This window comes from Achromobacter sp. EB05, from assembly GCF_044232075.1.
Taxonomy (GTDB): Bacteria; Pseudomonadota; Gammaproteobacteria; order Burkholderiales; family Burkholderiaceae_B; genus Achromobacter; species Achromobacter dolens.
In genome coordinates this window covers 2,571,485-2,593,599 of the sequence record NZ_CP155917.1, presented here as the reverse complement: position 1 = coordinate 2,593,599, position 22,115 = coordinate 2,571,485, and the positions used below count along the sequence as shown (strand labels likewise).

Annotated in this window: 21 protein-coding genes; 8 read left to right on the top strand and 13 right to left on the bottom strand. The window is 66.7% G+C overall.

Translation table 11 applies throughout. The features are described 5' to 3' along the window. Positions 1-94 precede the first annotated feature (94 nt). Together tsf and rpsB are read right to left on the bottom strand one after the other, a co-directional pair. Positions 95-973: a translation elongation factor Ts gene (tsf, locus tag AAID08_RS11905; RefSeq protein WP_049074268.1), complete on the bottom strand. Its 879-nt coding sequence runs from the start codon at positions 971-973 to the stop codon at positions 95-97. Between the two features lie 181 nt (positions 974-1,154). Then, positions 1,155-1,904, bottom strand: a complete 750-nt coding sequence (gene rpsB / locus AAID08_RS11900; protein ID WP_054502815.1) for a 30S ribosomal protein S2 — start codon at positions 1,902-1,904, stop codon at positions 1,155-1,157. Positions 1,905-2,725: 821 nt separating this feature from the next. On the opposite strand from rpsB, the gene map reads away from it, so the two are divergent. The 6 genes from map (at position 2,726) to AAID08_RS11870 (ending at position 8,424) form a co-directional block, all read left to right on the top strand. After that, positions 2,726-3,547: a type I methionyl aminopeptidase gene (gene map / locus AAID08_RS11895; protein ID WP_054502816.1), complete on the top strand. Its 822-nt coding sequence runs from the start codon at positions 2,726-2,728 to the stop codon at positions 3,545-3,547. Between the two features lie 19 nt (positions 3,548-3,566). Further along, the gene (locus tag AAID08_RS11890) at positions 3,567-6,173 is read left to right on the top strand and encodes a [protein-PII] uridylyltransferase (protein ID WP_054502817.1); all 2,607 of its coding nucleotides are present in this window, start codon (positions 3,567-3,569) and stop codon (positions 6,171-6,173) included. 75 nt (positions 6,174-6,248) lie between these two features. Beyond that, complete coding sequence (locus tag AAID08_RS11885) at positions 6,249-6,962, top strand: MarC family protein (RefSeq protein WP_054431130.1); 714 nt, start codon at positions 6,249-6,251, stop codon at positions 6,960-6,962. A 67-nt stretch (positions 6,963-7,029) separates the two neighbouring features. Beyond that, on the top strand, positions 7,030-7,512 hold the full coding sequence (locus AAID08_RS11880; RefSeq protein WP_054502818.1) for a disulfide bond formation protein B: 483 nt from the start codon (positions 7,030-7,032) through the stop codon (positions 7,510-7,512). A gap of 107 nt (positions 7,513-7,619) precedes the next feature. After that, positions 7,620-7,919, top strand: a complete 300-nt coding sequence (locus tag AAID08_RS11875) for a nucleotidyltransferase family protein (RefSeq protein ID WP_395757670.1) — start codon at positions 7,620-7,622, stop codon at positions 7,917-7,919. A gap of 4 nt (positions 7,920-7,923) precedes the next feature. Then, positions 7,924-8,424, top strand: coding sequence for a M48 family metallopeptidase (locus AAID08_RS11870; protein ID WP_054502820.1), 501 nt, complete (start codon positions 7,924-7,926; stop codon positions 8,422-8,424). 27 nt (positions 8,425-8,451) lie between these two features. On the opposite strand, the gene AAID08_RS11865 is transcribed toward AAID08_RS11870, so the two are convergent. The 7 genes from AAID08_RS11865 to AAID08_RS11835 all read right to left on the bottom strand — a co-directional run bounded on the left by AAID08_RS11865 (position 8,452) and on the right by AAID08_RS11835 (position 16,040). Beyond that, entirely contained in the window at positions 8,452-9,873 is a 1,422-nt protein-coding gene (locus tag AAID08_RS11865; RefSeq protein ID WP_395757669.1) for an efflux transporter outer membrane subunit, read from the bottom strand. A gap of 10 nt (positions 9,874-9,883) precedes the next feature. Then, positions 9,884-10,813, bottom strand: a complete 930-nt coding sequence (locus AAID08_RS11860) for an efflux RND transporter periplasmic adaptor subunit (protein ID WP_395757668.1) — start codon at positions 10,811-10,813, stop codon at positions 9,884-9,886. Beyond that, positions 10,806-11,000, bottom strand: coding sequence for a DUF1656 domain-containing protein (locus tag AAID08_RS11855; RefSeq protein WP_054502823.1), 195 nt, complete (start codon positions 10,998-11,000; stop codon positions 10,806-10,808). Before AAID08_RS11855 ends, AAID08_RS11860 begins: the two co-directional genes overlap by 8 nt. Then, the gene (locus AAID08_RS11850; protein ID WP_395757667.1) at positions 10,990-13,002 is read right to left on the bottom strand and encodes an FUSC family protein; all 2,013 of its coding nucleotides are present in this window, start codon (positions 13,000-13,002) and stop codon (positions 10,990-10,992) included. The genes AAID08_RS11855 and AAID08_RS11850 overlap by 11 nt, the downstream gene beginning before the upstream one ends. 241 nt (positions 13,003-13,243) lie before the next feature. Then, positions 13,244-14,176, bottom strand: a complete 933-nt coding sequence (locus AAID08_RS11845) for a LysR family transcriptional regulator (RefSeq protein ID WP_395757666.1) — start codon at positions 14,174-14,176, stop codon at positions 13,244-13,246. 111 nt (positions 14,177-14,287) lie between these two features. Further along, positions 14,288-15,148 (bottom strand): DMT family transporter, encoded by an 861-nt coding sequence (locus tag AAID08_RS11840; RefSeq protein WP_054502825.1) that lies wholly within the window; start codon positions 15,146-15,148, stop codon positions 14,288-14,290. Positions 15,149-15,155: 7 nt separating this feature from the next. Then, the gene (locus tag AAID08_RS11835) at positions 15,156-16,040 is read right to left on the bottom strand and encodes a MurR/RpiR family transcriptional regulator (RefSeq protein ID WP_064522888.1); all 885 of its coding nucleotides are present in this window, start codon (positions 16,038-16,040) and stop codon (positions 15,156-15,158) included. A gap of 74 nt (positions 16,041-16,114) precedes the next feature. On the opposite strand from AAID08_RS11835, the gene AAID08_RS11830 reads away from it, so the two are divergent. After that, the gene (locus tag AAID08_RS11830; RefSeq protein WP_395757665.1) at positions 16,115-17,011 is read left to right on the top strand and encodes an oxidoreductase; all 897 of its coding nucleotides are present in this window, start codon (positions 16,115-16,117) and stop codon (positions 17,009-17,011) included. 265 nt (positions 17,012-17,276) lie between these two features. Here AAID08_RS11830 and purF read toward each other — a convergent pair whose 3' ends face one another. Genes purF through folC form a run of 4 tightly spaced genes read right to left on the bottom strand, consistent with a single transcriptional unit; the run spans position 17,277 to position 21,475 of the window. Next, positions 17,277-18,797: an amidophosphoribosyltransferase gene (gene purF, locus AAID08_RS11825; protein WP_006385207.1), complete on the bottom strand. Its 1,521-nt coding sequence runs from the start codon at positions 18,795-18,797 to the stop codon at positions 17,277-17,279. Between the two features lie 30 nt (positions 18,798-18,827). Next, positions 18,828-19,316, bottom strand: a complete 489-nt coding sequence (locus tag AAID08_RS11820) for a CvpA family protein (RefSeq protein WP_006385208.1) — start codon at positions 19,314-19,316, stop codon at positions 18,828-18,830. Beyond that, on the bottom strand, positions 19,316-20,143 hold the full coding sequence (locus tag AAID08_RS11815; protein ID WP_175167450.1) for an SPOR domain-containing protein: 828 nt from the start codon (positions 20,141-20,143) through the stop codon (positions 19,316-19,318). The genes AAID08_RS11820 and AAID08_RS11815 overlap by 1 nt, the downstream gene beginning before the upstream one ends. A 21-nt stretch (positions 20,144-20,164) precedes the next feature. Further along, positions 20,165-21,475, bottom strand: a complete 1,311-nt coding sequence (folC, locus tag AAID08_RS11810) for a bifunctional tetrahydrofolate synthase/dihydrofolate synthase (protein ID WP_054502828.1) — start codon at positions 21,473-21,475, stop codon at positions 20,165-20,167. Between the two features lie 164 nt (positions 21,476-21,639). Between folC and AAID08_RS11805 the strand changes: the two genes are divergently transcribed. Beyond that, the gene (locus AAID08_RS11805) at positions 21,640-22,056 is read left to right on the top strand and encodes a cupin domain-containing protein (protein ID WP_054502829.1); all 417 of its coding nucleotides are present in this window, start codon (positions 21,640-21,642) and stop codon (positions 22,054-22,056) included. Positions 22,057-22,115 lie beyond the last annotated feature (59 nt).

Genomic DNA, 22,115 nt, shown 5'->3' with positions numbered 1-22,115 from the left:
TGATATCCCGAAGAACATTCCGACGAAAGTGTAAGACAAGAAATAGGCCGGACTAGAAAATATCTAGCGCCGGCCTGTAAGGACTACCCCGAGATCAGGCGCGGCCGGCGGCGGCGGCGGCAACCTCAGCGGCGAAGTCGCTGGTCTTCTTCTCGATACCTTCGCCGACGACGAACAGCACGAACTTGGTGATCGAGGCGCCCTTGGCCTTGAGCATCTGTTCGACGGTGTTCTTGTCGTCCTTGACGAAAGGTTGCGACAGCAGCGTGACTTCCTTCAGGAACTTCTGCACCGAGCCTTCGACCATCTTGGCGACGATTTCAGCCGGCTTGCCCGATTCGGCGGCCTTCTGCTCGGCGACCGAGCGTTCGGCGGCGATGTCGGCCGGGTTCACGCCGTCGGCGTTCAGGGCCTTCGGCTTGGTCGCGGCGATGTGCATCGCCAGGTCCTTGCCCACTTCCTCGGCGCCGGCGTATTCCACCAGCACGCCGATCTTGCCGCCGTGCACGTAGCTGGCCAGCGCGTTCGGGGTCTGGATGCGCTCGAAGCGGCGGATCGAGATGTTTTCGCCGATCTTGCCGATCAGGGCGGTACGGGTCGATTCGATGGTGCCGTCGCCGTAGGGCAGCGCCGACAGGGCGGCCACGTCGGCGGGGTTCTGGGTGGCGACCAGCTCGGCCAGCTTGTTGACGAATGCGACGAAGTCGTCGTTCTTGGCAACGAAGTCGGTTTCGCAGTTCACTTCGATGACGGCGCCTTGCTTGGCGTCGGCCGAGATGAACAGGCCGATCAGGCCTTCGGCCGTGACGCGGGCGGCAGCCTTGCTGGCCTTGTTGCCCAGCTTGACGCGCAGGATCTCTTCAGCGCGGGCCAGGTCGCCTTCGGCTTCCGTCAGGGCCTTCTTGCACTCCATCATGGGCGCATCGGTCTTTTCGCGCAGTTCCTTGACCAGGGCGGCGGTAATTTCAGCCATGTTAGCTCCAAATTTTGCTAAGACATGCCCCGGCGGGCCGGGGCATTGGTGTGATTCGATGAGACGTCCGCAAGCTGCGGATGAGGAAGGCGGGAGTCCGCCTTCGCACTGCCGGCGAGGCGGGGGCACGCCGCATTCCGCGACCGCCCCCTGACACTAACCGCCGGACATGACAGCAGGCTTAGGCCTGGTTGTCCTGCACTTCGACGAACTCTTCCTGGCCTTCGCCGATTTCCTCGACCAGACCGTTCAGGTTCTGTTCGCGGCCTTCCAGCACGGCGTCGGCGATGCCCTTGGCGTACAGCGCGATGGCCTTGGCCGAGTCGTCGTTGCCGGGGATCACGTAGTCGATGCCGTCGGGCGAGTGGTTGGTGTCAACCACGGCGACCACGGGGATGCCCAGGGTCTTGGCTTCGGCGATGGCGATCTTGTGGTAGCCGACGTCGATCACGAACATGGCATCGGGCAGGCCGTTCATGTCCTTGATGCCGCCGATCGACTTGTTCAGCTTTTCCAGTTCGCGCTGGAACAGCAGGCCTTCCTTCTTGATCATGCGCTCGGCGCCGCCTTCGGCGACCACGGCTTCCATGTCCTTCAGGCGCTTGACCGAGGTCTTGACCGTCTTGAAGTTGGTCAGCATGCCGCCGAGCCAGCGGGCATCGACGTAGGGCATGCCGCAACGGGCGGCTTCGGCGGCGACCAGCTCGCGGGCGGCGCGCTTGGTGCCGACGAACAGGATGTTGCCACCGCGAGCAGCAAGCTGCTTCACGAACTTGGTGGCTTCCTGGTACTTATCAACCGTCTTTTCCAGGTTGATGATGTGAATCTTGTTGCGATGGCCGAAGATGAAGGGGGCCATCTTGGGGTTCCAGTAGCGGGTCTGGTGACCGAAGTGGACACCCGCTTCCAGCATTTCGCGCATCAAAGACATAACTTTCTCCAAGGGTTGATTTCTTGCGCCGCACCTGCATCAGCCTGTGGCTGACACCCTGGGTGGTGTTGCGCGCGATTTCCCGCACCTGCGGGATGAACAGAATTTTAACCGGGCCGGCCGATCACTGCCGCACTACTCCGACGTGCCGGGCATGTGCCCTGCGCGCCTTGCTGCCACGCTGCCGCGATAAACCCAGACGGCCGCCACGACGAAGCGCCTGGCGCCGCTTGCACGCATCGCGCCGTCCGACCCGCCAGGAAATTCCTGGCAGTTTCTTCCAGCGCACCCGGACCTGTTTTGTTGGCAGCGAAATCCAGTTCATTCGCGCCATGGCTTTTCAACCATTGCGCGCATCAGTCGCCGGGGGCGGTTCTTCAGGAAAACCTCCAGGAACTGGAAACCTTCCAAGAACTTAAGCCGGCAGCCACCTTGAACCTGCATCGCTGCTCGAAAACGTGACCGGGCTTGCGAGCACGCAGCGCCCCGACCTGTGTCGATGCAAGCCCCCCGCCCGCCCCGGCCCGCCGCCTGCTCTCGTCCGCTGTGCCGCCGTGCTTCCCGGAACCTGGCGACTGGCCCGAACCCCCACCACAACCTTCGCTTGCGATGAAACTCCGAAGCCCGCCACCGATCTCACAAGAAGCGGTGTGGCCCAACGTACCAAATCAGACAACCAACCGGGTGGCCTGGAAGATTCCATCCCCACCCGCCGGGATCGGCGCTTGCCGCTACCCAGATTGCTCCCCAAAATTTTAGGGAAGCCTATAATTCTACTATTCTTTCAAGCAGACATTCAAGCGAGATTCGTCAGTCATTCCATGGGCACCATTACCAATCCGGCCGACCTGGCCAAGATGCGCGCGGCCTGCCAGGACGCCGCCAAAGTCCTCGATTTCATCACCCCCTACGTCAAGCCTGGCGTCACCACCGGGGAACTGGACCGCCTCTGCCTGGAATACCTGACCGACGAACTCAAGGTGAAGTCCGCCACGGTGGGCTATGCCCCGCCCGGCTACCCGCCCTTCCCTGGCGCCATCTGCACCTCGGTCAATCACCAGGTGTGCCACGGCATCCCGGGCGACAAGGCCTTGAAAAACGGGGACTCCCTCAACATCGACGTCACCATCATCAAGGACGGCTGGTTCGGCGACACCAGCCGCATGTACGCCGTGGGCGAACAGTCGATCCTGTCGCGCCGCCTGACCGACATCACCTTCGAGTGCATGTGGAAAGGCATCCAGCAGGTAAAAAACGGGGCCACATTAGGCGACATCGGCAACGCCATCCAGAAGCATGCCGAGTCCAACGGCTTTTCGGTGGTGCGCGAGTTCTGCGGCCACGGCATCGGCCAGCGCTTTCACGAAGACCCGCAAGTGCTGCACTACGGCAAGCCGGGCACCGGAGTGAAATTGGTGACGGGTATGCTGTTCACCATCGAGCCCATGATCAACGCCGGCCGCCGCGAGATCCGCCAGTTGTCCGACGGCTGGACGGTCGTGACGCGCGACCACAGCCTGTCGGCGCAATGGGAGCATGCTGTGTGCGTCACCGACACCGGCTACGAGGTCCTGACCCTGTCGCCCGGCATGCCCAAGCCGCCTGCCTTCATCACCGAACCGATCGTCATCCCCGCCGTCTGACCCCGGCCCGTCCGCCACCATGACCGCCGACATTCTCAGCACCCTGCGCGAACGCATCCAGGAATCCCGGCGCGCCGCGGTGGCCCAGTTCCGCGAGCACGAACGCCCCGATACGCTGCTGGGCGAACTGCGCCGCATCGTGGACGCGGCGCTGCGCGACCTGGTCAAGCACTATCCCCTGCCCGCCGGCGCCACGCTGGCCGCGGTGGGCGGCTACGGCCGCGGCGAACTGTATCCGCACTCGGACGTCGACCTGCTGATCCTGCTGCCGCACGCCCCCACCGCCGACGACGAATCCGCCATCGAGCAACTGGTCGCCTCGCTCTGGGACCTGGGCCTGGAGCCCGGCCACAGCGTGCGCACCATCGAGGACTGCGAGCGCGAGGCCGACGCCGACATCACGGTGGAAACCGCGCTGCTGGAATCGCGCTGGCTGGCCGGCAGCCGCGCGCTGATGAAAAAGTTCGAGGCCGCCACCCAGTCGCGACTGGACGCGCGCGCGTTCTTTCGCGCCAAGCGCGTCGAGATGCAGCAGCGCCACGCGCGCTACCAGGACACGCCCTATGCGCTCGAACCCAATTGCAAGGAATCGCCCGGCGGCCTGCGCGACCTGCAGGTGATCCTGTGGATGGCGCGCGCGGCCGGCTTCGGCGAGAACTGGCGCGCGGTGGCGCAGGCAGGTCTGCTGACCCCGTCCGAGGCGCGCGACCTGCGCAAGGCGGAACAGGCTTTCAAGCGCCTGCGCATCGAATTGCACCTGCTGGCCAAGCGGCGCGAGGACCGCGTGCTGTTCGACCTGCAGCCGGCCCTGGCCGAGGTCTACGGCATCCACGCCACGGCCACCCGGCGCGGCAGCGAACTGCTGATGCAGCGCTACTACTGGGCCGCGCGCCTGGTGACGCAGCTCAACGGCATCCTGGTGCAGAACATCGAGGAACGCCTGTTCCCGCGCCCCGACAGCGATGCGCGCGACATCGACGACGATTTCCGCAACCTGCGCGACCGCCTCGACATCATTCGCGACGACGGCTTCGAGCGCAACCCGACGCTGTTGCTGCGCGCCTTCCTGGTGATGCAGCAGCATCCCGAGCTGACCGGCATGTCGGCGCGCACACTGCGCGCCATCTGGCACTCGCGCCATCGCATCGACGCGCAGTTCCGCCGCAACCCGGTCAACCGCAAGCTGTTCCTGCAGATCCTGCAGCAGCCGCGCGGCGTCGTGCACGAGCTGCGCCGCATGACCATGCTGAACATCCTGCCGCGTTACCTGCCGGTATTCCGCCGCATCGTCGGCCAGATGCAGCACGACCTGTTCCACGCCTACACGGTGGACCAGCACACGCTGGCGGTGGTGCGCAACCTGCGCCGCTTCACCATGCCCGAGCACGCCCAGGAATATCCGCTGGCCAGCCAACTGATCGCCGGCCTGGACCGCCATTGGCTGCTGTACGTCGCGGCGCTGTTCCATGACATCGCCAAGGGCCGCGGCGGCGACCACTCCGAGCTGGGCGCGCGCGAGGTGCGCAAGTTCGCCCACGACCATGGCATGGAGCCGGAAGACGCCAAGCTGGTTGAATTCCTGGTGCGCCAGCACCTGCTGATGTCGGCCGTGGCGCAAAAGCGCGACCTGTCCGATCCCGCCGTGATCCAGGACTTCGCCGCCACGGTCAAGGACGAACGCCACCTGACCGCGCTATACCTGCTGACAGTGGCCGATATCCGCGGCACCAGTCCCAAGGTCTGGAACGCCTGGAAGGGCAAGCTGCTCGAGGACCTGTACAAGCTGACCCTGGCCGCGCTGGGCGGCGCCCATGCCGATGCCCACACCGTCCTGACCGAACGCCGCGAGGAGGCCGCGCGCCTGACCCGCCTGGCGGGCCTGCGCGACGACGCGCGCGAAGCGTTCTGGAGCCAGCTCGACGTGGCCTACTTCCTGCGCCACGACGCCTCCGATATCGCCTGGCATACGCGCCACCTGTATCACCAGGTGGCGCCGGCCCACGCGGTGGTGCGCGCCCGCCCCACCGAACAAGGCGAAGGCCTGCAGATCATGGTCTACACGCGCGACGTGCCCGACCTGTTCGTGGCCATCTGCGGCTACTTCGACGCCAAGTCGCTGTCGGTGCAGGACGCCCGCATCCACACCACCCGCCACGGCTGGGCGCTGGACAGCTTCATCGTGCTGCTGCCCGAAGGCGCCAGCGACCTGCGCGCGCAGGCCACGCTGGTCGAGCACGAACTGGCCGAGCGCCTGAAGGACGCCAAGACGGCCGCCCAGGCCCCCGCCGCCCGCGGCGGCTACTACGGCCGCGGCCGCCAGTCGCGCATGTCGCGGGTGTTCCCGATCATGCCGCAGGCCGAGCTGCAGCCGGACGAGCGCAGCACCTCGTGGCGCCTGTCGGTCACCGCGACCGACCGCCCCGGCCTGCTGCACGCCCTGGCGCGGGTCTTCGCCCAGCATGAAGTGAACCTGCTGATGGCCAAGATCATGACGCTGGGCGACCGCGTGGAGGACGTCTTCATCGTCGATGGCGCGACGCTGACGCGGCCGCGCAGCCAGATGCAGTTCGAGCGCGACATCCTCGATGCGCTGGCCGGCGACGAGGTCCGGCAACAGGCCGCCTGAAGCCGGACCGGCGCCCCATCGCCAGACAGCCGCCGACCGCATACAATCCGGTTTTCGGCTTGGCGATACCGTGCGATGGAGCTAAACGAATACCTGCGGGTGCTGGGAACCAGCTTCTTTTTCGCGCTGGCGACGCTGCTGCCGTTTCTGAACCCGCCGGCGATCGCGCCCATCTTCCTGTCCCTGACCGAAGGCGCCTCGTCCGCCACCCGCACGGTGCTGGCCAAGCGCGTCGCCGTCAACGTCGGCCTGATGCTCATCGTCGCCATGGTCGCCGGCAACGTGCTGTTGAGCTTTTTCGGCATTTCGCTGTCGATCGTGCGGGTGGGCGGCGGCATGCTGGTCATCGCCAGCGCCTGGCGCCTGGTCAATTCCCCCGATGCCGACACCGAGCGCGTGGCCCGCATGGCCGAATCCTTCACGCCGGAAATGGCCAAGGCGCGCGCTTTCTACCCGCTGACCTTTCCCATCAGTTGCGGTCCCGGCTCGATCGCCGCGGCCATCACGGTAGGCGTGTCGCTGCGCGACCAGAACCACGTGCTGAGCCTGCTGCGCCTGGGGGGTTCGATTCCCGGCATCGTGGTCGTTTCGCTGACCTTGTACGTCTGCCTGCGCTTTGCGGCGCAGATGCTGCACCGGCTGGGCGATAATGGCACCGCCGTTTTCATGCGCATGTCAGCCTTCATCATGCTGTGCCTGGGCGTGCAGATCTTCTGGGAAGGCTCGCGCGAGCTGCTGCTGGGGGTATTGCAGCAGGTCATGCAACCAATTCCGATTCCCAAGGCCTAACGCCTGGCGGCCGGACCGGCCATCCCCCGGGGCCCCGCCCCCGCGAACCCCTTACCTTGCAACAACCATGACTTCTCGTTCAGAACGCCTGCTCCGCCTGATCGCCCTTTTCAGCTTCGGCGCCGTCGGCATCGCCCTGATTTCCCAGTACGTCTTCGACATGCCGCCTTGCGCCTGGTGCGTGATGCAGCGCCTGATCTACCTGGTGATCGGCGTCATCGCCCTGATCGGCGGTTTCGGCGGCGGCCGCGCGCTGACGCGCATCTGCGCGTCCCTGGCCGCCCTGCTGTCGATCAGCGGCATCGCCGCGGCCTGGTACCAGTACACCGTGGCCGCCAAGATGCTGTCGTGCGACCAGACTTTCGCCGACCGCTTCATGACCGGCATCGGCCTGGACGGCAGCGTGCCGTGGCTGTTCGGCATCTACGCCACCTGCATGGACGCGGTCGTGCCGGTGCTGGGCATCGAGTATGCGCTGTGGAGCCTGGCGCTTTTCGTGATCCTGCTGGTCATGGCGCTGGCCGCGGCGTTCGGCCGTGGCCGCGCCTGAGCCGCACGCCTCGCCATTGGAAGCGCCCCACGCCGAACGCCTGCGCGCCCTGGTCCGCTATCGCGCACCGCCTGGGCGGCGCCGCGCCGGACGCGCCCTGGGAGGTGGTGAACCAGGCGCGGGTCCACCTGTGGCGCCGCGACGGCGGCATTGCGCCGCCCCCGCTGGCGTCGCTCGCGGCCGGCATCGCCACCTGGCCGGAGACCGCCACCTGTATCGACGTATCGCTGGACGCCGGCGATCACCTGCGCATCCTGGCGCCGCACGGCCTGGAGGACCTGTTCGACCTGGTGCTGCGGCCCAGCCCCGGACTGCGCGACCCCGCCCTCTACACCCAACGGCTGCGGGCCAAGCGCTACACCGAAAAATGGCCGCGCCTGCGTGTGCGGCACCTGCCTCTTTCCTGACGCGATGAAATACCTGACCGGCTATCCGGAAACGCTGCTGGCGCAGGCTCGCGCGCTGCTCGACCAGGGCAAGCTCGGGCCGGCGTTGCGGGCCCGCTATCCCGCCGGCGCGCATGGCGTGCGCACCGACAAGGCGCTGTACGACTATGTGGTGGACCTGAAGAACACCTACATCCGCAACGGCGCGCCGCTCAGCAAGATCGCCTTCGACAGCAAGATCCACGTGATCCAGCACGCCCTGGGCCAGCATACGTTCATCTCGCGGGTCCAGGGCGGCAAGCTCAAAGCCAAGCACGAGATCCGCGTGGCCACGCTGTTCAAGACGGTGCCGGAGGAATTCCTGAAGATGATCACGGTGCACGAACTGGCGCACCTGAAGGAAAAGGACCACAACAAGGCCTTCTACAACCTGTGCCGCTTGATGGAGCCGCAGTATCACCAGTATGAATTCGACCTGCGGCTGTACCTGACCCACCTGGAGGCCAGCGGCGAGAGCCTGTGGTGAAGCCAGCAAGAATGAGGGAGCAATGCCCTACCCTCCCGCGCCCAGCGCCTTGTACAAGGCAATGCCTGCTTGCAACTGCGCCAGTTGACTGAGGGCAAGCGACTCGCGCACCTGGTTCAGGCTGCGCTGGGCCAGCAGCACCGGCGGGTAGGCGCTTAACCCACGCGCATAGAGCCGGGTCGCCTGTTGCAGGGCCTGTTGGCTATCGGCTGCGGCCTTCTGCAACGCGGCTTGCCGCTGGCGCTCGCTGGTCCATGCCGTCAAGGCGTCTTCCACGTCACGCAAGGCCGCACGCACGTCCCGCTCGTAGACGCGCCGCACGGCGTCGGCGTTGGCCTGCGCCGCCGTCACGCCTGCCTTCGCGCGGCCGGCGTCGAAGAGGGACTGGCTGCCTTGCATCGCCGCCGACCACGCCAGGCTGGCGCCCGAGAACAGGTCGTGGATAACGCTGGCGGTGGTGCCGAACCCCAGGGGAATGCGGAACGAGGGAAAGCGCGCGGCCTCGGCCACGCCGATCTGCGCGGTGGCGGCGGCAAGGCGTCGTTCGTCCGCACGCAGGTCGGGGCGTTGGCGAATGAGGTCCGAAGGCAGTGACAGCGGCAAGTCTTTCGGCATGGGCAAAACGGGCGCGGGCGTTGCGAGGTCGGCATGCCAATCGCCGGGAAATCCGCCCGTCAGCACACCGATGGCATGGCTGAAACGGGCGATGTCCGCATCCAGCAGAGGTGGTAGCGCCTCGGCCGCTTCGCGCTCGGCGCGGGCCTGGGTGACGTCGGCCAGCGTGCCCAGGCCGCTGCGGTGCGCCCATTCGGCCAAGCGCTCGGCTTCGGCCAACGTGCGGATATTGTCCTGCGCGATGGCCAAACGCAGTTGCGCGGCGCGCAGCCCGGCGTAATCGGATGCCAGTTCGGCCACCAGGCTCACTTGCAGCGCGCGATGGTCCTCCGCCAGCGCCTGGATGCCGGCATCGGCGGCCTCGACCGCCCGGCGCGTGCCGCCGAATAGGTCCAGCTCCCAACTGGCATCGAATCCCAGGCGCCAGGTTCGTGCCTGCCCGCCGGGCTGCGCGCCGAGCGCCTTGCTGCCACGCACGGCCTCGCCGGCGGCGCCGACCGAGATTTCAGGCATGGCGGCCGAGGCGATCTGCACGCGTTCGGCGCGGGCCTGACGCAGGCGCGCCAAGGCAATATCCAGGTCCTGGTTATGTGTCAGGGCCTGATCGACCAGGCGGTCGAGCAAGGGATCCTGGAAGGCGCGCCACCAGGAACGCAGGCCATCATGGTCGCCATCGGACATGGCGGCGTCGGCCTCGATCCAGTGCGCGGGCACGTCCAGCACCGGCGGGTGGTAGTCCGGACCCACGGCGGTGCAGCCGGTCAGGGCCGCCAACAGCGAGGCCAGCATTGCCTGTCGAAGGCGCGGCGGCGTGCGAGGGACGGGTGCATGCATGGCTTTGTCCTCACATCCAGCGGTGCAGCAGCGAAATCAGCCGGCCCTGCGGGACCGGCGTGCCTGCGGAAGGCGTGACCTCAATGCTGCCGGTCATGCCGGCGGCCAGCACGACCTCGCGCGGGACATGCTCGAACTCGACGCGCACGGGAATGCGCTGCGCCAGCCGGACCCAACTGAAGCTGGGCTCCACACTCGGCAGACCCTGTGCGTCGGCCTGCTGGTTGCTATCGGCGATGCCACGCCCGATGCTGGCTACCCGCCCTGGCAATACCTGGTCGAAGCCCATCAGGCGGATGCGCGCTGCCGCGCCGGGCTGGATGCCGCGCAGCTTGGTTTCCTCGAAATAGCCGGTGATCCAGAAGCTGTGGGCGTCGATCAGGGCGAGGTTCGGCTGGCCCGCCACGGCGTAGTCGCCCTTGTTCAAGCGCAGGCGCGTGACGTAGCCATCGGTCGGCGCACGCAGTTCGGTACGCGCCAGATCCAGCTTCGCCCTGTCCACGGCGACCCGCGCACCGCGCAGTTCGGCCTGGGCAATGGCAACGGCCTGATTCGCCCGCTGGATGTCCTCGGCAGGCACCAGGCTTTCCATGCCCCGGCGCCGCCGCGCCTCCTCGGTTTTCTGGCGCAGGGATGCCTCGGCCGCTGCCAGCCGCGCCTCGGCCTGGGCCAATTCCAGCGTGAAGCTGGCATTGTCGATGCGATAGAGCACCTCACCCCGATTGACGTATTGGTCGTCCGCGACCGAGACTTCGGCGACGGTGCCTGACACTTCGGGAGCGATGCGCACGATCTGCGCGCTGACGCGGCCATCACGGGTCCATGGGGCGACGACGTAGGCACGCCACAGCGCGCTGACCAGGAACCCCGCGGCAACGACCGCTGCGAGAGTGAGTCCTGCCCGCAGCAGGCCCCGGGCGGGAAATGAACGTTCAGACATAAAGCACCAACAGGGAAACAAGGCAAAGGGAAAGGGCGAACTCGAACAGGCCTGGATGCCACACCCAGCGCAGCATCCCGCTGCGCGCCAGCACGAACCGAAGGCCCAGATAGATCGGCAGAGCCAGGCAGGCGTAGGCAAAGAAGGGCGGCAGGTAGATGCCCGCCAACGAGAATTCACTGAGCATGGGTTTGGCCTCCAGAGGGGGACTGAGCGTCGTTTGCATGGCGCTCCAGCAGCGCGGCGATGTCGAGCAGCACGGCTGTCACGCGCCGCGCGTCATCCATCGAGGCGCCGGACCGCGCCGGCAAACGCGCCAAGGAGGCCGCCGCGCGGCGGGCATGGCGCGCGGCCCGCAGCGGATCACCGGCCCGCTGGCGCATATGGCGCAGCGCGCGTGTCGCCAAGCGCGCCCACTCGGCGTCCTGGGGCGCCTGGCCAAGCCAGCGTCGCAGGCGCAGGACTTCCCGGCCCAGATGCAGGCTGGTCAGCGCCCGGGCAATAGCACGATCCATCGCCTGCGGCTGCGTTTTGAGCAAGGCGCCGAGTTGCGCGATGCGATGCTGCTGGCGCCATTGCCAGGCCGACGCGTCTGCCGGGTCGCCGCCCAAGGCGCCCAGCGCCGCGTCGCGGATGCGCTGGCGCAGGCGCGTGACGTCGCGAGCCCCGTTGCGCGGCAGCACGATCCTGAAGCCCAGCAGCGTGAAACACGTCGCCAGGATCCAGGCGACGGCACCATTGAGGAACAGCGCAAAGTCGTAGCGCATCGGGTTGTCAGCCGCCGCCAGCGTCGTGAACGCCACCAGGTAGGCCACGCCCGCCAAGGCATGGCGCGGCATCGTGGTGGCATACACACCGGGCAGCCAGAACAGGCTCAGGATCACCAGCAGCAGCGGCAGGCCCGAGACGTGAGGCAGCACGATGAAGGTGCACAGGAAGGCCATCGCCACGGCGGCCACCGTGCCCTTGATGAATTCGACCGCACCCAGCGCGGGATTGGGCGCGGTGGACAGCAGCGCGCAGGCCGCCGCCAACCCCGCCAGCATCATGTTGCCTTCCGTCCAGCCGGTGGCGATCCAGAAGGCGCCGCCCATCAGCACGGTCAACAAAGCGCGTACGCCGTTCTGAAGGGCTGCCACCGTGTCGCGGTGGAATGGCACGGACACGCGCGCCGGCGTCGGCCTGGGTTGGTGGAAACGCTCGTTGCCTTCGAGGGCTTGCTGGTAATCGTCGAGTTGCTCGAGCAAGCGATCGCCCGCGATCATTAGTGTGGCCTGCTCGGAGGCGTCGTCGAACGAGGTGGCGGTGAGCGCGGCCACCAGCCGGGCGCGCAGGTCGGTCAACAGCCGGATGGCACGCGCTCTTCCGGCCGAGCCAGGCTCCTGCGCCAGCGACTGGCCCACCTCCCGCCATGCCCTTTCCCAGTCCGGCCGCAACGCTCTCAGTGCAGCGAGACTGGCGCTTTGCCCGCTCAGGGGCGGCGCACCGCCCACAAGAGCGGAAAACAACGACACCATTACCTGCCGCACCGTGCCGGCACGATGGGCCAGGTCGGCGGATTCGGCCTTGCCCAGCGCCAGCAGATCGTCCACGCCATAGACCTCGGTGATGAGAGAGCGCCGTCCGGCATCGAGGGGCTTGGCCTCTGCGGCGTCGCTGCCTTGAATGGCCTGGTGATGCGTCGCAAGCACTCCCGCCGTGGCGACCGCAAGACGGTCGAGCGCCGCGGCCAGGCGGCTGTGCACGCTGCGGCTGCTGAAGAGAGCCGAGACCAGCGCCAGGCAGACCACGCCGATCATCACGGATGCCCCGCGTCCCATTACTTGGTCGAAGGTGCGCTCCGGGTGCTGCATGGCGCCGTAGGCCGCCAGGCCCACGGTATAGCCCGCCAGCGCGGCGCCATAGGCCCGGAAATGACGCAGCAGGGTCATGCCCACCACGCACACCCCCAGCCACAGGCCGAAACCGAGCAGGAACAGCCAGGGCATCTGGCCGAAGGCGCTCATCAGCACGAAGGCCGCCAGCATGCCGATCAGCGTGCCCAGTACGCGCCACACCCCCTTGCCCATCACGCCTCCCTGGACGGGGTTGATGACCAGCAGCACGCTGGAAGCCGCCGCGTAGGGCGCGTGCAGTTCCAGCAGATAGGCCACCACCAAGGCCAGGCAGGCGGCCAGGAGCGAACGCATCACATAGGTCGCCCGCGGGGTGGTCAGATCGAGATAAGGCAGGCCATGCGCCAAGCCCTCCCGAAGCCGAGAGCGGCGTAAAGAGGCGCCTGAATCCGCGTCAGGCACGTTAGCCGAATGCACGATGCAACCCTTCCACAGTGATCAATACGCGTCACTGTAGGCAAGGCTGAGCATTGCTAAAAGTGAATTTATTGCACTCGGATGATTGCTCAAAACGCACGCATAGCGCGGCGCTTGGTCAGGGCTTGACGCGCTTGGCGGCCTGCGCGTGATCCTCGTTGCAAAGCGTATGGATGGTCTGCCGCAGCCATTGATGGGCCGGATCGCCTTCAAGGCGCGGGTGCCAGGCCTGGGTCAGCAGCACCGTTTCCAGCGGTGTCGGCAGGTCGAACACGCGAATACGCAAGCCCGCCGACAGCGCGGTACTGGCCAGATGCCGGGGCAACGGCAACAGCAGATCCGAATCTTGCAATGCGAACAGCGCCGTGTACGGATTGGGCAGCACCAGGGCGACGTGTCGGCGCAGCCCCTGCGCCTCCAGTGCGGCATCGACCGGCCCGGCGGCCTTGCCACGCCGCGACACGTTGATGTGCTCCCAGCGCGTGAGGCGCTCGGGCGTGATTTCTTCGTCGAAGATGGGATGATTGACGCGCGCGACGCCCACGAACGTCGTGGTGAACAGGGCTTGAACCCGAATTTCCGGTCCGAGCTTGCGCGAGGCGCTGATGAACAGGTCGATGCGGCCGCTGCGCAGCGCCTCCTCGTCCACATCGTCCTCCTCTGGCGAAAAGCGCAGCATCGCCCGCGGCATGTCCCGTGCCATTGCATCCAGGAGATGACCCAGATGGATGCTCACGAACTCATCGGTGGCGCGGACGCTGAAACGCCGATCCAGCGATTTCAGGTCGATCTCGGCATCGGCAGCGAACACCTGCGAGGCCTGTTCGACCGCCAGCCGCACCTGCTCACGCATTGCCAGAGCCTTGGGCGTGGGTATGAGCCTGCGGCCGACCTGGACGAACACCGGGTCGCCCAACGCCTCACGGATACGGCCCAAGGTGCGGCTCATCGCCGGCGCGCTCAAATGCATGCGGCGCGCGGCACCGATGACGCTGCCCTCGTCGAGCAGCGCATCCAGCGCCAGCAGGAGATTGAGATCAGGACGCGACATGGCTGGCCCTATGATTTACCTTCATGCAATCATAGGCTCTTCCGAATAGCGAATGAAGCATTCAACGGCAAGACTGTATTCCGTTCATCATCAACTGATGAACAACAGGCATTACAGACTGATCGCCACGATTCCGATCAGCACGATGCCCGCACCCACGATGCGGCGCGCGAGATGGCCCTCACGAAAGATCAGATACGCGAAGAGGGAACCGACGATGATGGACGACTCGCGCAAGGGGGCGACGAGCGCAATGGGAGCCGCCTGCATGGCGTTCAGCACCAGGATGTAGGCCAGTGGGGAGAAGACAGCCACAATGAGAATAGGCGCGGCATTGGCACGAAGTGCCGCGGGCATGTGCCGCCGATGCCGCAGCGCGCCCGGTGTCAGAGCCAGGCTTTGCAGCAGAAGCGTTCCCGCGTAGTAGCTCACTGGCGCGACATGCAGCGACGTGACCGCGTAGCTGTCCCAGAGGGTGTAGCTGGCGATGGTGGCACCCGTGGCGGCCCCCCAGAGCATCCCCTGGAGTGGACGGGGACTGCCGCTGCGGAACGGGTTGCCAGTGACGACAAGCACGCCTGAAACGACCAGGAGCGCGCCGAACACCGCGACGACGTTCAGCCGCTCGCCCAGAACGAGAATCGCGAACAGCATCGTCAGCACCGGCCCCGTGCCACGCGCGATCGGATAAACCACCCCAAGATCGGCGCGATCGTAGCCGGCCTGCAAGGTCAGCGAGTACGCGATGTGCAATGCCGCCGAAACAGCCGCGGCCATCGCGAGCTGCCCATCCATCGTCCGCAGCCCGTGCGCCATGAGACCGACCGCGATAGGGATCCACAACAGTGTCGACGCGAAGCTGTACGCCCAGACGAACAGCAAGGTGTTCCCCTGTTTGTACTTCGACGCCAGGTTCCACACCGCATGCGCTACCGCTGCGGCAAGAACCATGGCAATGGTGTCGGGCTGCATCAGGGCTTCAGGAAATGTCAGGCAGATCAATGCCTGCCCGCTCGGCCAGGCGGCTGCGATCTGGATCGCGCAGCGCGAGGGTGGCGACCAGCGCGTCAAGCACGACGAGTTGGGCCAACCGGCTTGCCGCAGCGGCCATCTGTGCCGGTAGCGGCGCGCCGCCGACGACAAGCGCGACGTCCGCGAGGGCTGCCAAAGGCGTGTCGTACTGGTTGGTGATGGCAATCAGCGAGGCGCCGGCCGATGACGCCGCATCGGCAACGGCAAGCGTGGATGACGTGCGGCCAGTCGAACTGACGGCGATGACGACGTCCTCGGCGCCCAGGAGCCGCGCCGCAATCATGGCCGACAAGTGATCGGTGATGCCTACCGTCATCACGCCGACCGCGCGCAGACGGAAAACAGCATCGGCGGCCACCGTCGAGGAAGGGCCGGCACCGAACGCAAAGACCTGCCGCGCGCGCTGGATCAAACCCACGGCCTTATCCAGCGCAGGGAGTTCGATGGCCCCGCCCAGCGCAGTGAGTGCATCGGCGCCGGCACGGATGGAGGTTTCCAGCACGGAGCCCGACGTCGCATCCGCGCCGAGCACTTCGGGCGGAGCGAAGAACCGGGCTGTGCCGCGGGCACGGGCTATCTCGATCTTCAGCTCGGCAAAGCCGCTGAACCCAAGCGCACGCGCCGCGCGGATCACCGTTGGCGGCGAAACGCCGGCCTGGGCGGCAACCTGAGCGGTCGTGCTGACGCCAACAAACAAAGGATCGGTGAGCAGCAGATCGACAACCTTCGCCTCGCTCGCGGCGAGGTCGCCGCTTCGCGCTTGAATGCTGCCGATCCATTGCTGCAATCGGCGCTCGCCTTCTGTAATAGAATTACCATTATCTTTATTCATAGGTAATATATTACATGCACCGCATGAGGGGCACAACGGCCCATGCACAGATGGCGTTAAAGGAATCCGCGTTCATGAACACTGAAATCAACACTGCTGTCGCCATCGTGGGACCCGGTGCGATCGGCACCACGGTCGCGGCGATGCTGCATGAGATCGACTGCACGCCCTTGCTGTGTGGACGGACTCCCCGCGATCACCTGACGCTGCTGGAAGACGGCCGCACCATCAGCGTCCCCGGCCCGGTTCGCACGAGCCCGAAGCAGATCACTCGCCCGGCTGATCTTGTGTTTCTGGCAGTCAAGGCCACGCAGATCGAGGCGGCCGCAGACTGGCTTGCCGCGCTGGTCGGGCCGCAAACCGTGGTGTGCGTCTTGCAGAACGGGATCGAACAGGTGGAGAGGGTTCGCTCACACGTGCCAAGCGGGCACATCGTTCCCGCTGTCGTGTGGTTTCCGGCCCAGGCGCAATCCGATGGCTCGGTGCGCCTGCGCGGCGAGGCACGCCTGACTCTGCCAGACACGGCTGGCGCGCGTGTCGTGGCGCGGGCACTGCAAGGCACGCGGTGCGCCGTGGACTTGGCGGAAAACTTCAGCGCGCTCGCCTGGCGCAAGCTGTTGCAGAACGCGGTGGCGGGCCTCATGGCGCTCACGCATCGTCGCTCGGGCATGTTCAGCCGCGCCGACATTGCCGGGCTGGCGCTGACCTATTTGCGCGAATGCCTGGCCGTGGCACGCGCAGAGGGCATTGAACTCGGCGAGGAAGTATCGCAAGAGATCCTAGGCAAATTCCAGTTGGCCCCTGCCGACATGGGCACCTCCATCCTCACTGATCGGGAAGCAGGCCGGCCACTGGAATGGGATATCCGCAACGGCATCATCGCGCGTCGCGGCCGGGTTCATGGCGTTCCGACGCCGATCAGCGACATCCTGGTGCCGCTGCTCGCGGCCGCGAGTGACGGCCCAGGCTGACGTTACCGCCTACGCTCTCGCTGTCGCTCGGTTTCCTCCTCGCGCTTGGCGCAGGCGTCTTCTTTGCCCAGCATGGCGATCGCCTCTCTGTTCGGCAGTATCGAACGAGTGATCGCCTGGCGGCATGAAATTCGTTGGCGACCGGTGCCTGCCTGCCCGCTGACCGGCGTTTTCTCAGCCGCGTCAGGCGCGCGATGACAGCGTCATCGTGAAACAAAAAAAAGCCGCTCCCCGGGGAGCGGCTTTGGCATGGAGCGCGTCGAACTCAGGCGTCGTTGGCGGCATAGCCCATGTTGAACTGCAGGCCGCTGGCGCCTTCGCCGTCGCCCGACTCCGCGCGCGACTGGCCCAGGCGAGCCAGGTATTCCGCGGTGATGTCGCCGGTGATGTACTCGCCATCGAAGCACGACGCCTCGAAGCGCGAGAGCTTCGGGTTGAGGTCGCGCACCGCCTGCTGCATGTCGTGCAGGTCCTGGTAGACCAGGCTGTCGGCGCCGATCGCGCGGGCGATTTCCTCGTCGCTGCGGCCGGTGGCGATCAGTTCGCTCTGCGTCGGCATGTCGATGCCGTAGACGTTGGGGAAGCGCACCGGAGGCGCGGCCGAGGCGAAGTACACCTTGTTGGCGCCGGCGGCGCGCGCCATGTCGACGATCTCGCGGCTGGTGGTGCCGCGCACGATGGAGTCGTCCACCAGCAGCACGTTCTTGCCCTTGAACTCCATGCCGATGGCATTGAGCTTCTGGCGCACCGATTTACGGCGCACGGCCTGGCCGGGCATGATGAAGGTGCGGCCGACGTAGCGGTTCTTGATCAGGCCTTCGCGGTAGTCCAGGTTCAGGCGCGCGGCCAGTTGCATGGCGGCCGGACGCGAGGAATCGGGGATCGGCATGACCACGTCGATGTCGCCCAGGCGCATGTTGCGCGCAACCTTGTCCGCCAGGTACTCGCCCATGCGCAGGCGCGCGTCGTACACCGACACGCCGTCGATCAGCGAATCGGGACGGGCGAAGTAGACGTATTCGAAGATGCAGGGCACCAGTTGCGGATTGTCGGCGCACTGGCGGCTGACGAAGCGGCCGTCCAGGTCGACGAACACCGCTTCGCCCGGCTCGACGTCGCGCACGAAGGCGAAACCGCTGCCTTCCAGCGCCACGGATTCCGAGGCCACCATCCACTCGACGCCTTCGTCGGTTTCCTGGCGGCCGATGCACAGCGGACGGATGCCGTTGGGATCGCGGAACGCCAGCAGGCCGTAACCGGAAATCTGCGCCACCACGGCGTAGGCGCCACGCACGCGCTTGTGCACGGCGGCAACGGCGCGGAACATGGCGTCGTCATCGAGCGAGACGCCGCTGGCGGCCGATTGCAGCTCGTGGGCCAGCACGTTCAGCAGCACTTCCGAGTCGGAATTGGTGTTGATGTGGCGGCGGTCGACGCGGTAGAGCGACTCACGCAGCTCGCGCCAGTTGGTCAGGTTGCCGTTGTGGGCGAACATGATGCCGAACGGGGCGTTGACGTAGAACGGTTGGGCCTCTTCCTCGCTGGCGCTGGAGCCGGCGGTGGGATAACGCACCTGGCCCACGCCCGAGGTGCCCGGCAGGGCACGCATGTTGCGCGTGCGGAATACGTCGCGCACCAGGCCGTGCGCCTTGTACATATTGAACTGGTTGCCTTGCGACGTCGCGATGCCCGCGGCATCCTGCCCGCGATGCTGCAACAGCAGCAAGCTGTCATAGAGCAGCTGGTTGACCGGCCCGCGCCCGATGACCCCTACGATTCCACACATGGTGAGATTTCCTGGTTGATGTGAAGCTAATCAATACGGCAGCCATGTCGCCAGGGACGGCGGCAGCCACGTCTTGATATGTTTGATGGCCTCGATGGCCGAATGCGAAAACATGGCGTCCTGCCACCACGGCTCCTGCGGCAACGGCGTATAGCCGGCGGCGGCGACCAGCGCCAGCACGATGAGCAGCCCCCGGGCCAGTCCGAACATGCCGCCCAGGCCGTGATCGGCCGGGCTCAGCCCGGTGCTGCGGATCAAGGCGGCAAGCGTCATGTTGACCAACCCCACGCCGAGCAGCACGATAATGAAGACCACCGCGTACGAGACACCCATGCGCAGCAGCGTTGTTTCGATATAGGGCTCCAGCCAGGTATAGACCGTGGGCCCCCACCAGATCGCGGCCACGAAGGCCAGCAGATACGCGACCAGCGACAGCACTTCCTTGAGCAGGCCGCGCACCAGGCCCAGCACACCCGATACCACCAGGATGGCCAGCACGACGAAGTCGAAGCCGGTCACTACTGGGCGGCGATGAAACCGTTGTCATAGCCCAGGGTGCGCAACCGCGCCTGGGCCGCCTGGGCCGCCTCGCGCGAGGGGAACGGCCCCACCCGCAGACGGTACTGCTGCTTGCCCCCGATGGAAGCCTGCTCGACGAACGCGTTGGTGACGCCCGCCTGATGCAGCTTGCTGCGCCGCGACTGGGCGTCCTCGGACGTCGTGTAGGCGGCGATCTGCAGCACGAAATTGCCCTTGGCGGCCTGCGGCTTGGGCGCCGACGTCGCGGCGGGCGCGGAACGGCCTTCGAGCAACGCCAGGGCGCGGGCGCCGTCGTCCGAGCGGGTCTCGGGCTTGGGCGTGGCCGGCTTCGGCTCGGGCTTGGGTTCGGGCTTGGGCGGCGGGGTGCGCGGCGGCGTGGCGGCGGGCGGGGTCGTGGCGGGCGGCGTCGTGACCGGCGGCGGCGTCGTGGTGGACGGCGTCGCGGCCTGCGGCGCGGCGGCTTGCGGCGAGGTCACAGGCGGCGGCGTCGCGACACCGGACGACTCGCCAGGCGTGGCGCCTTGCGTCGGCGCGGCGGGCGCGGTCGCCTGCGGCTCGCTCACCTGCGGCTGGAATGGCGTGGTGCGTTCCGGCACCTTGATGGGGATGTTGTCGGCCACGGGCGTCGGCTGGGAATCCAGCACCATCGGCAGGACGATGACGGCCGCCAGCACCAATGCGATGGCGCCCGCGAGCCGGCGACGGGCGCGCCCGCGCAACTCGGCCGCCTGAACCTCGCTCGGCACGGCCGCTCGCTTGGAGGGTTGCGCCTGGTCGGCAGGATCCTTGCGTTTGAAAAAACCCATGTTTGCCTATGCCGCTCTTGCCTACGCCTTGCGACCCAGAGACTGCAAAACCGAGGCCACGGTGAGAAATGATCCGAACACCACGATTCTATCATTCTCCCCTGCCCGTTCGCGCGCCGCGGCAAAGGCCTGGGCGGGATCGGCGTAGGCCGAGACGCCCGGCGCCTCAGCCCCGGCGGGCGCGGCTGGCAGGCCGGCCGCCACCCGTTCGGCCAGGTGTTCGCCGGAGCCGCCGCGCGGTCCCGGCAGGCCGGCGCAGAACCAGTGGTCGATGCGCGTGCCGATCTTGGCCAGCACACCCGCCAGGTCCTTGTCATTGAGCATGCCGAACACCGCATAGGTATACGGATGGAAACCCATGTTATCCAGGTTCTGGGCCAGCACCGCGGCCGCATGCGGGTTGTGCGCCACGTCCAGGATCACCGTGGGTTGGCCCGGCAGGATCTGGAAACGGCCGGGCAGCGAGGCCTGCAACAGGCCCTGGCGCACCGCCTGCTGCGGCACCGGCAGGCGGTCGCGCACCGATTCCAGCGCGGCCAGGGCCGCCGACGCGTTCAGCAACTGGTTGGCGCCGCGCAGCGCGGGATAGGCCAGCGCGCTGCGGCGCTGTTCGCGGCCGCCATAGGCCCACTGCTGACGGTCGCCGGAATAGTTGTAGTCGCGGCTGAACAGCCACAGGTCGGCGCCGATCTGCTCGACGTAATCAAGCAGCGACTGCGGCGGCACCGGATCGGCACAGATGGCCGGCCGGCCGGCGCGGTAGATATGGGCCTTTTCGAAACCGATCTTCTCGCGCGTGTCGCCCAGGTACTCGATGTGGTCCAGGTCGACGCTGGTGACGATGGCACAGTCGGCATCGATGATGTTGACGGCGTCCAGGCGGCCGCCCAGACCGACTTCCAGCACCACCGCGTCCAGCCGCGATTGCGAGAACAGGCGCAGGATGGCCAGCGTGGTGAATTCGAAGTACGTCAGGGACGTCTCGCCGCGCGCGGCCTCGACCGCGATGAACTGCTCGATCAGGGCCTCGTCCGAGGCGATCTGCCCATTGACGCGCGCGCGCTCGTTGAAATCGATGAGGTGCGGCGAGGTGTATAGCCCGACCTTGTAACCCGCGGCCAGCAGGATCGACTCCAGCATCGCGCAGGTCGAGCCCTTGCCATTGGTCCCGCCCACCACGAACTTCACGCCCGGCAGTTCCAGGTTCATCCGGGCAGCCACTTCCCGCACGCGCTCCAGGCCCATGTCGATCGCGGTGGCGTGGATCGATTCCAGGTACTGCAGCCAATCGGACAGGGTGGCGCCGGCGGCGGGCTTGAGTGCGGAAGACATGAGGCGGGATCGCAAAGGTGAACAGCCCATGATTTTAGCAGCGCATGCCCGGTGTTTTCCCTAATCCCCCTGGGACGCCGCGGGATCGCCGGGAAAACCCGCTTGCCGATGTTTTTCTCATACGTGAAAATGAATTCACATATGAAAACTAACAAGGATGAGACATGACGCAGCGCAAAACCCCCGCCTGGCTGGTCCGCGAGGCCGAGGTGCCCGGCTACCACCCGGCCAACCATACCGGCACCCTCAACCGCCGCCTGATCGGCCCCGACACGGTGGGCTCGCGCGGCGTGGAAGTGCTGCTGGGCGTGATCGACAAAGGCCAGGGCGCGCTGCCGCACGCCCACCCGGGCATCGAGCAGGTCTGTTACCTGCTGTCGGGCAGCGCCCGCGCGCAGGTCGGGGACGAATGGGCCGACATGGGCCCGGGCGACTGCTGCTATTTCCCGCCGGACATTCCGCACGTATTCACCGTGACCAGTGACGAGCCCGCGCGGCTGCTGGTGATCTACACGCCTCCTTACGAGGAATCCCCGGACCGCGTGATCCGCGGTTTCCCCGCATCGACCGCTGGCGCCTGAAGGCGCCACGGAGACCGGCCCATCCCGGGCAGCGGCCGCAGAAGCCGCGCCCGCTTCGC

Excerpts from the sequence above, each read along its gene's own strand:
- AAID08_RS11850 (WP_395757667.1), bottom strand. The coding sequence starts at position 13,002 with ATGCGTTCGCTCCTGGCCGCCTGCCTGGCCTTGGTGGTGGCCTATCTG.
- AAID08_RS11880 (WP_054502818.1), top strand. The coding sequence starts at position 7,030 with ATGACTTCTCGTTCAGAACGCCTGCTCCGCCTGATCGCCCTTTTCAGC.
- AAID08_RS11855 (WP_054502823.1), bottom strand. The coding sequence starts at position 11,000 with ATGCTCAGTGAATTCTCGTTGGCGGGCATCTACCTGCCGCCCTTCTTT.
- map (WP_054502816.1), top strand. The coding sequence starts at position 2,726 with ATGGGCACCATTACCAATCCGGCCGACCTGGCCAAGATGCGCGCGGCC.
- AAID08_RS11845 (WP_395757666.1), bottom strand. The coding sequence starts at position 14,176 with ATGTCGCGTCCTGATCTCAATCTCCTGCTGGCGCTGGATGCGCTGCTC.
- AAID08_RS11865 (WP_395757669.1), bottom strand. The coding sequence starts at position 9,873 with ATGCATGCACCCGTCCCTCGCACGCCGCCGCGCCTTCGACAGGCAATG.
- AAID08_RS11815 (WP_175167450.1), bottom strand. The coding sequence starts at position 20,143 with ATGGGTTTTTTCAAACGCAAGGATCCTGCCGACCAGGCGCAACCCTCC.
- rpsB (WP_054502815.1), bottom strand. The coding sequence starts at position 1,904 with ATGTCTTTGATGCGCGAAATGCTGGAAGCGGGTGTCCACTTCGGTCAC.
- AAID08_RS11890 (WP_054502817.1), top strand. The coding sequence starts at position 3,567 with ATGACCGCCGACATTCTCAGCACCCTGCGCGAACGCATCCAGGAATCC.
- AAID08_RS11840 (WP_054502825.1), bottom strand. The coding sequence starts at position 15,148 with ATGCAGCCCGACACCATTGCCATGGTTCTTGCCGCAGCGGTAGCGCAT.
- folC (WP_054502828.1), bottom strand. The coding sequence starts at position 21,475 with ATGTCTTCCGCACTCAAGCCCGCCGCCGGCGCCACCCTGTCCGATTGG.
- AAID08_RS11860 (WP_395757668.1), bottom strand. The coding sequence starts at position 10,813 with ATGTCTGAACGTTCATTTCCCGCCCGGGGCCTGCTGCGGGCAGGACTC.
- AAID08_RS11805 (WP_054502829.1), top strand. The coding sequence starts at position 21,640 with ATGACGCAGCGCAAAACCCCCGCCTGGCTGGTCCGCGAGGCCGAGGTG.
- AAID08_RS11870 (WP_054502820.1), top strand. The coding sequence starts at position 7,924 with ATGAAATACCTGACCGGCTATCCGGAAACGCTGCTGGCGCAGGCTCGC.
- purF (WP_006385207.1), bottom strand. The coding sequence starts at position 18,797 with ATGTGTGGAATCGTAGGGGTCATCGGGCGCGGGCCGGTCAACCAGCTG.
- AAID08_RS11885 (WP_054431130.1), top strand. The coding sequence starts at position 6,249 with ATGGAGCTAAACGAATACCTGCGGGTGCTGGGAACCAGCTTCTTTTTC.
- AAID08_RS11835 (WP_064522888.1), bottom strand. The coding sequence starts at position 16,040 with ATGAATAAAGATAATGGTAATTCTATTACAGAAGGCGAGCGCCGATTG.
- tsf (WP_049074268.1), bottom strand. The coding sequence starts at position 973 with ATGGCTGAAATTACCGCCGCCCTGGTCAAGGAACTGCGCGAAAAGACC.
- AAID08_RS11830 (WP_395757665.1), top strand. The coding sequence starts at position 16,115 with ATGAACACTGAAATCAACACTGCTGTCGCCATCGTGGGACCCGGTGCG.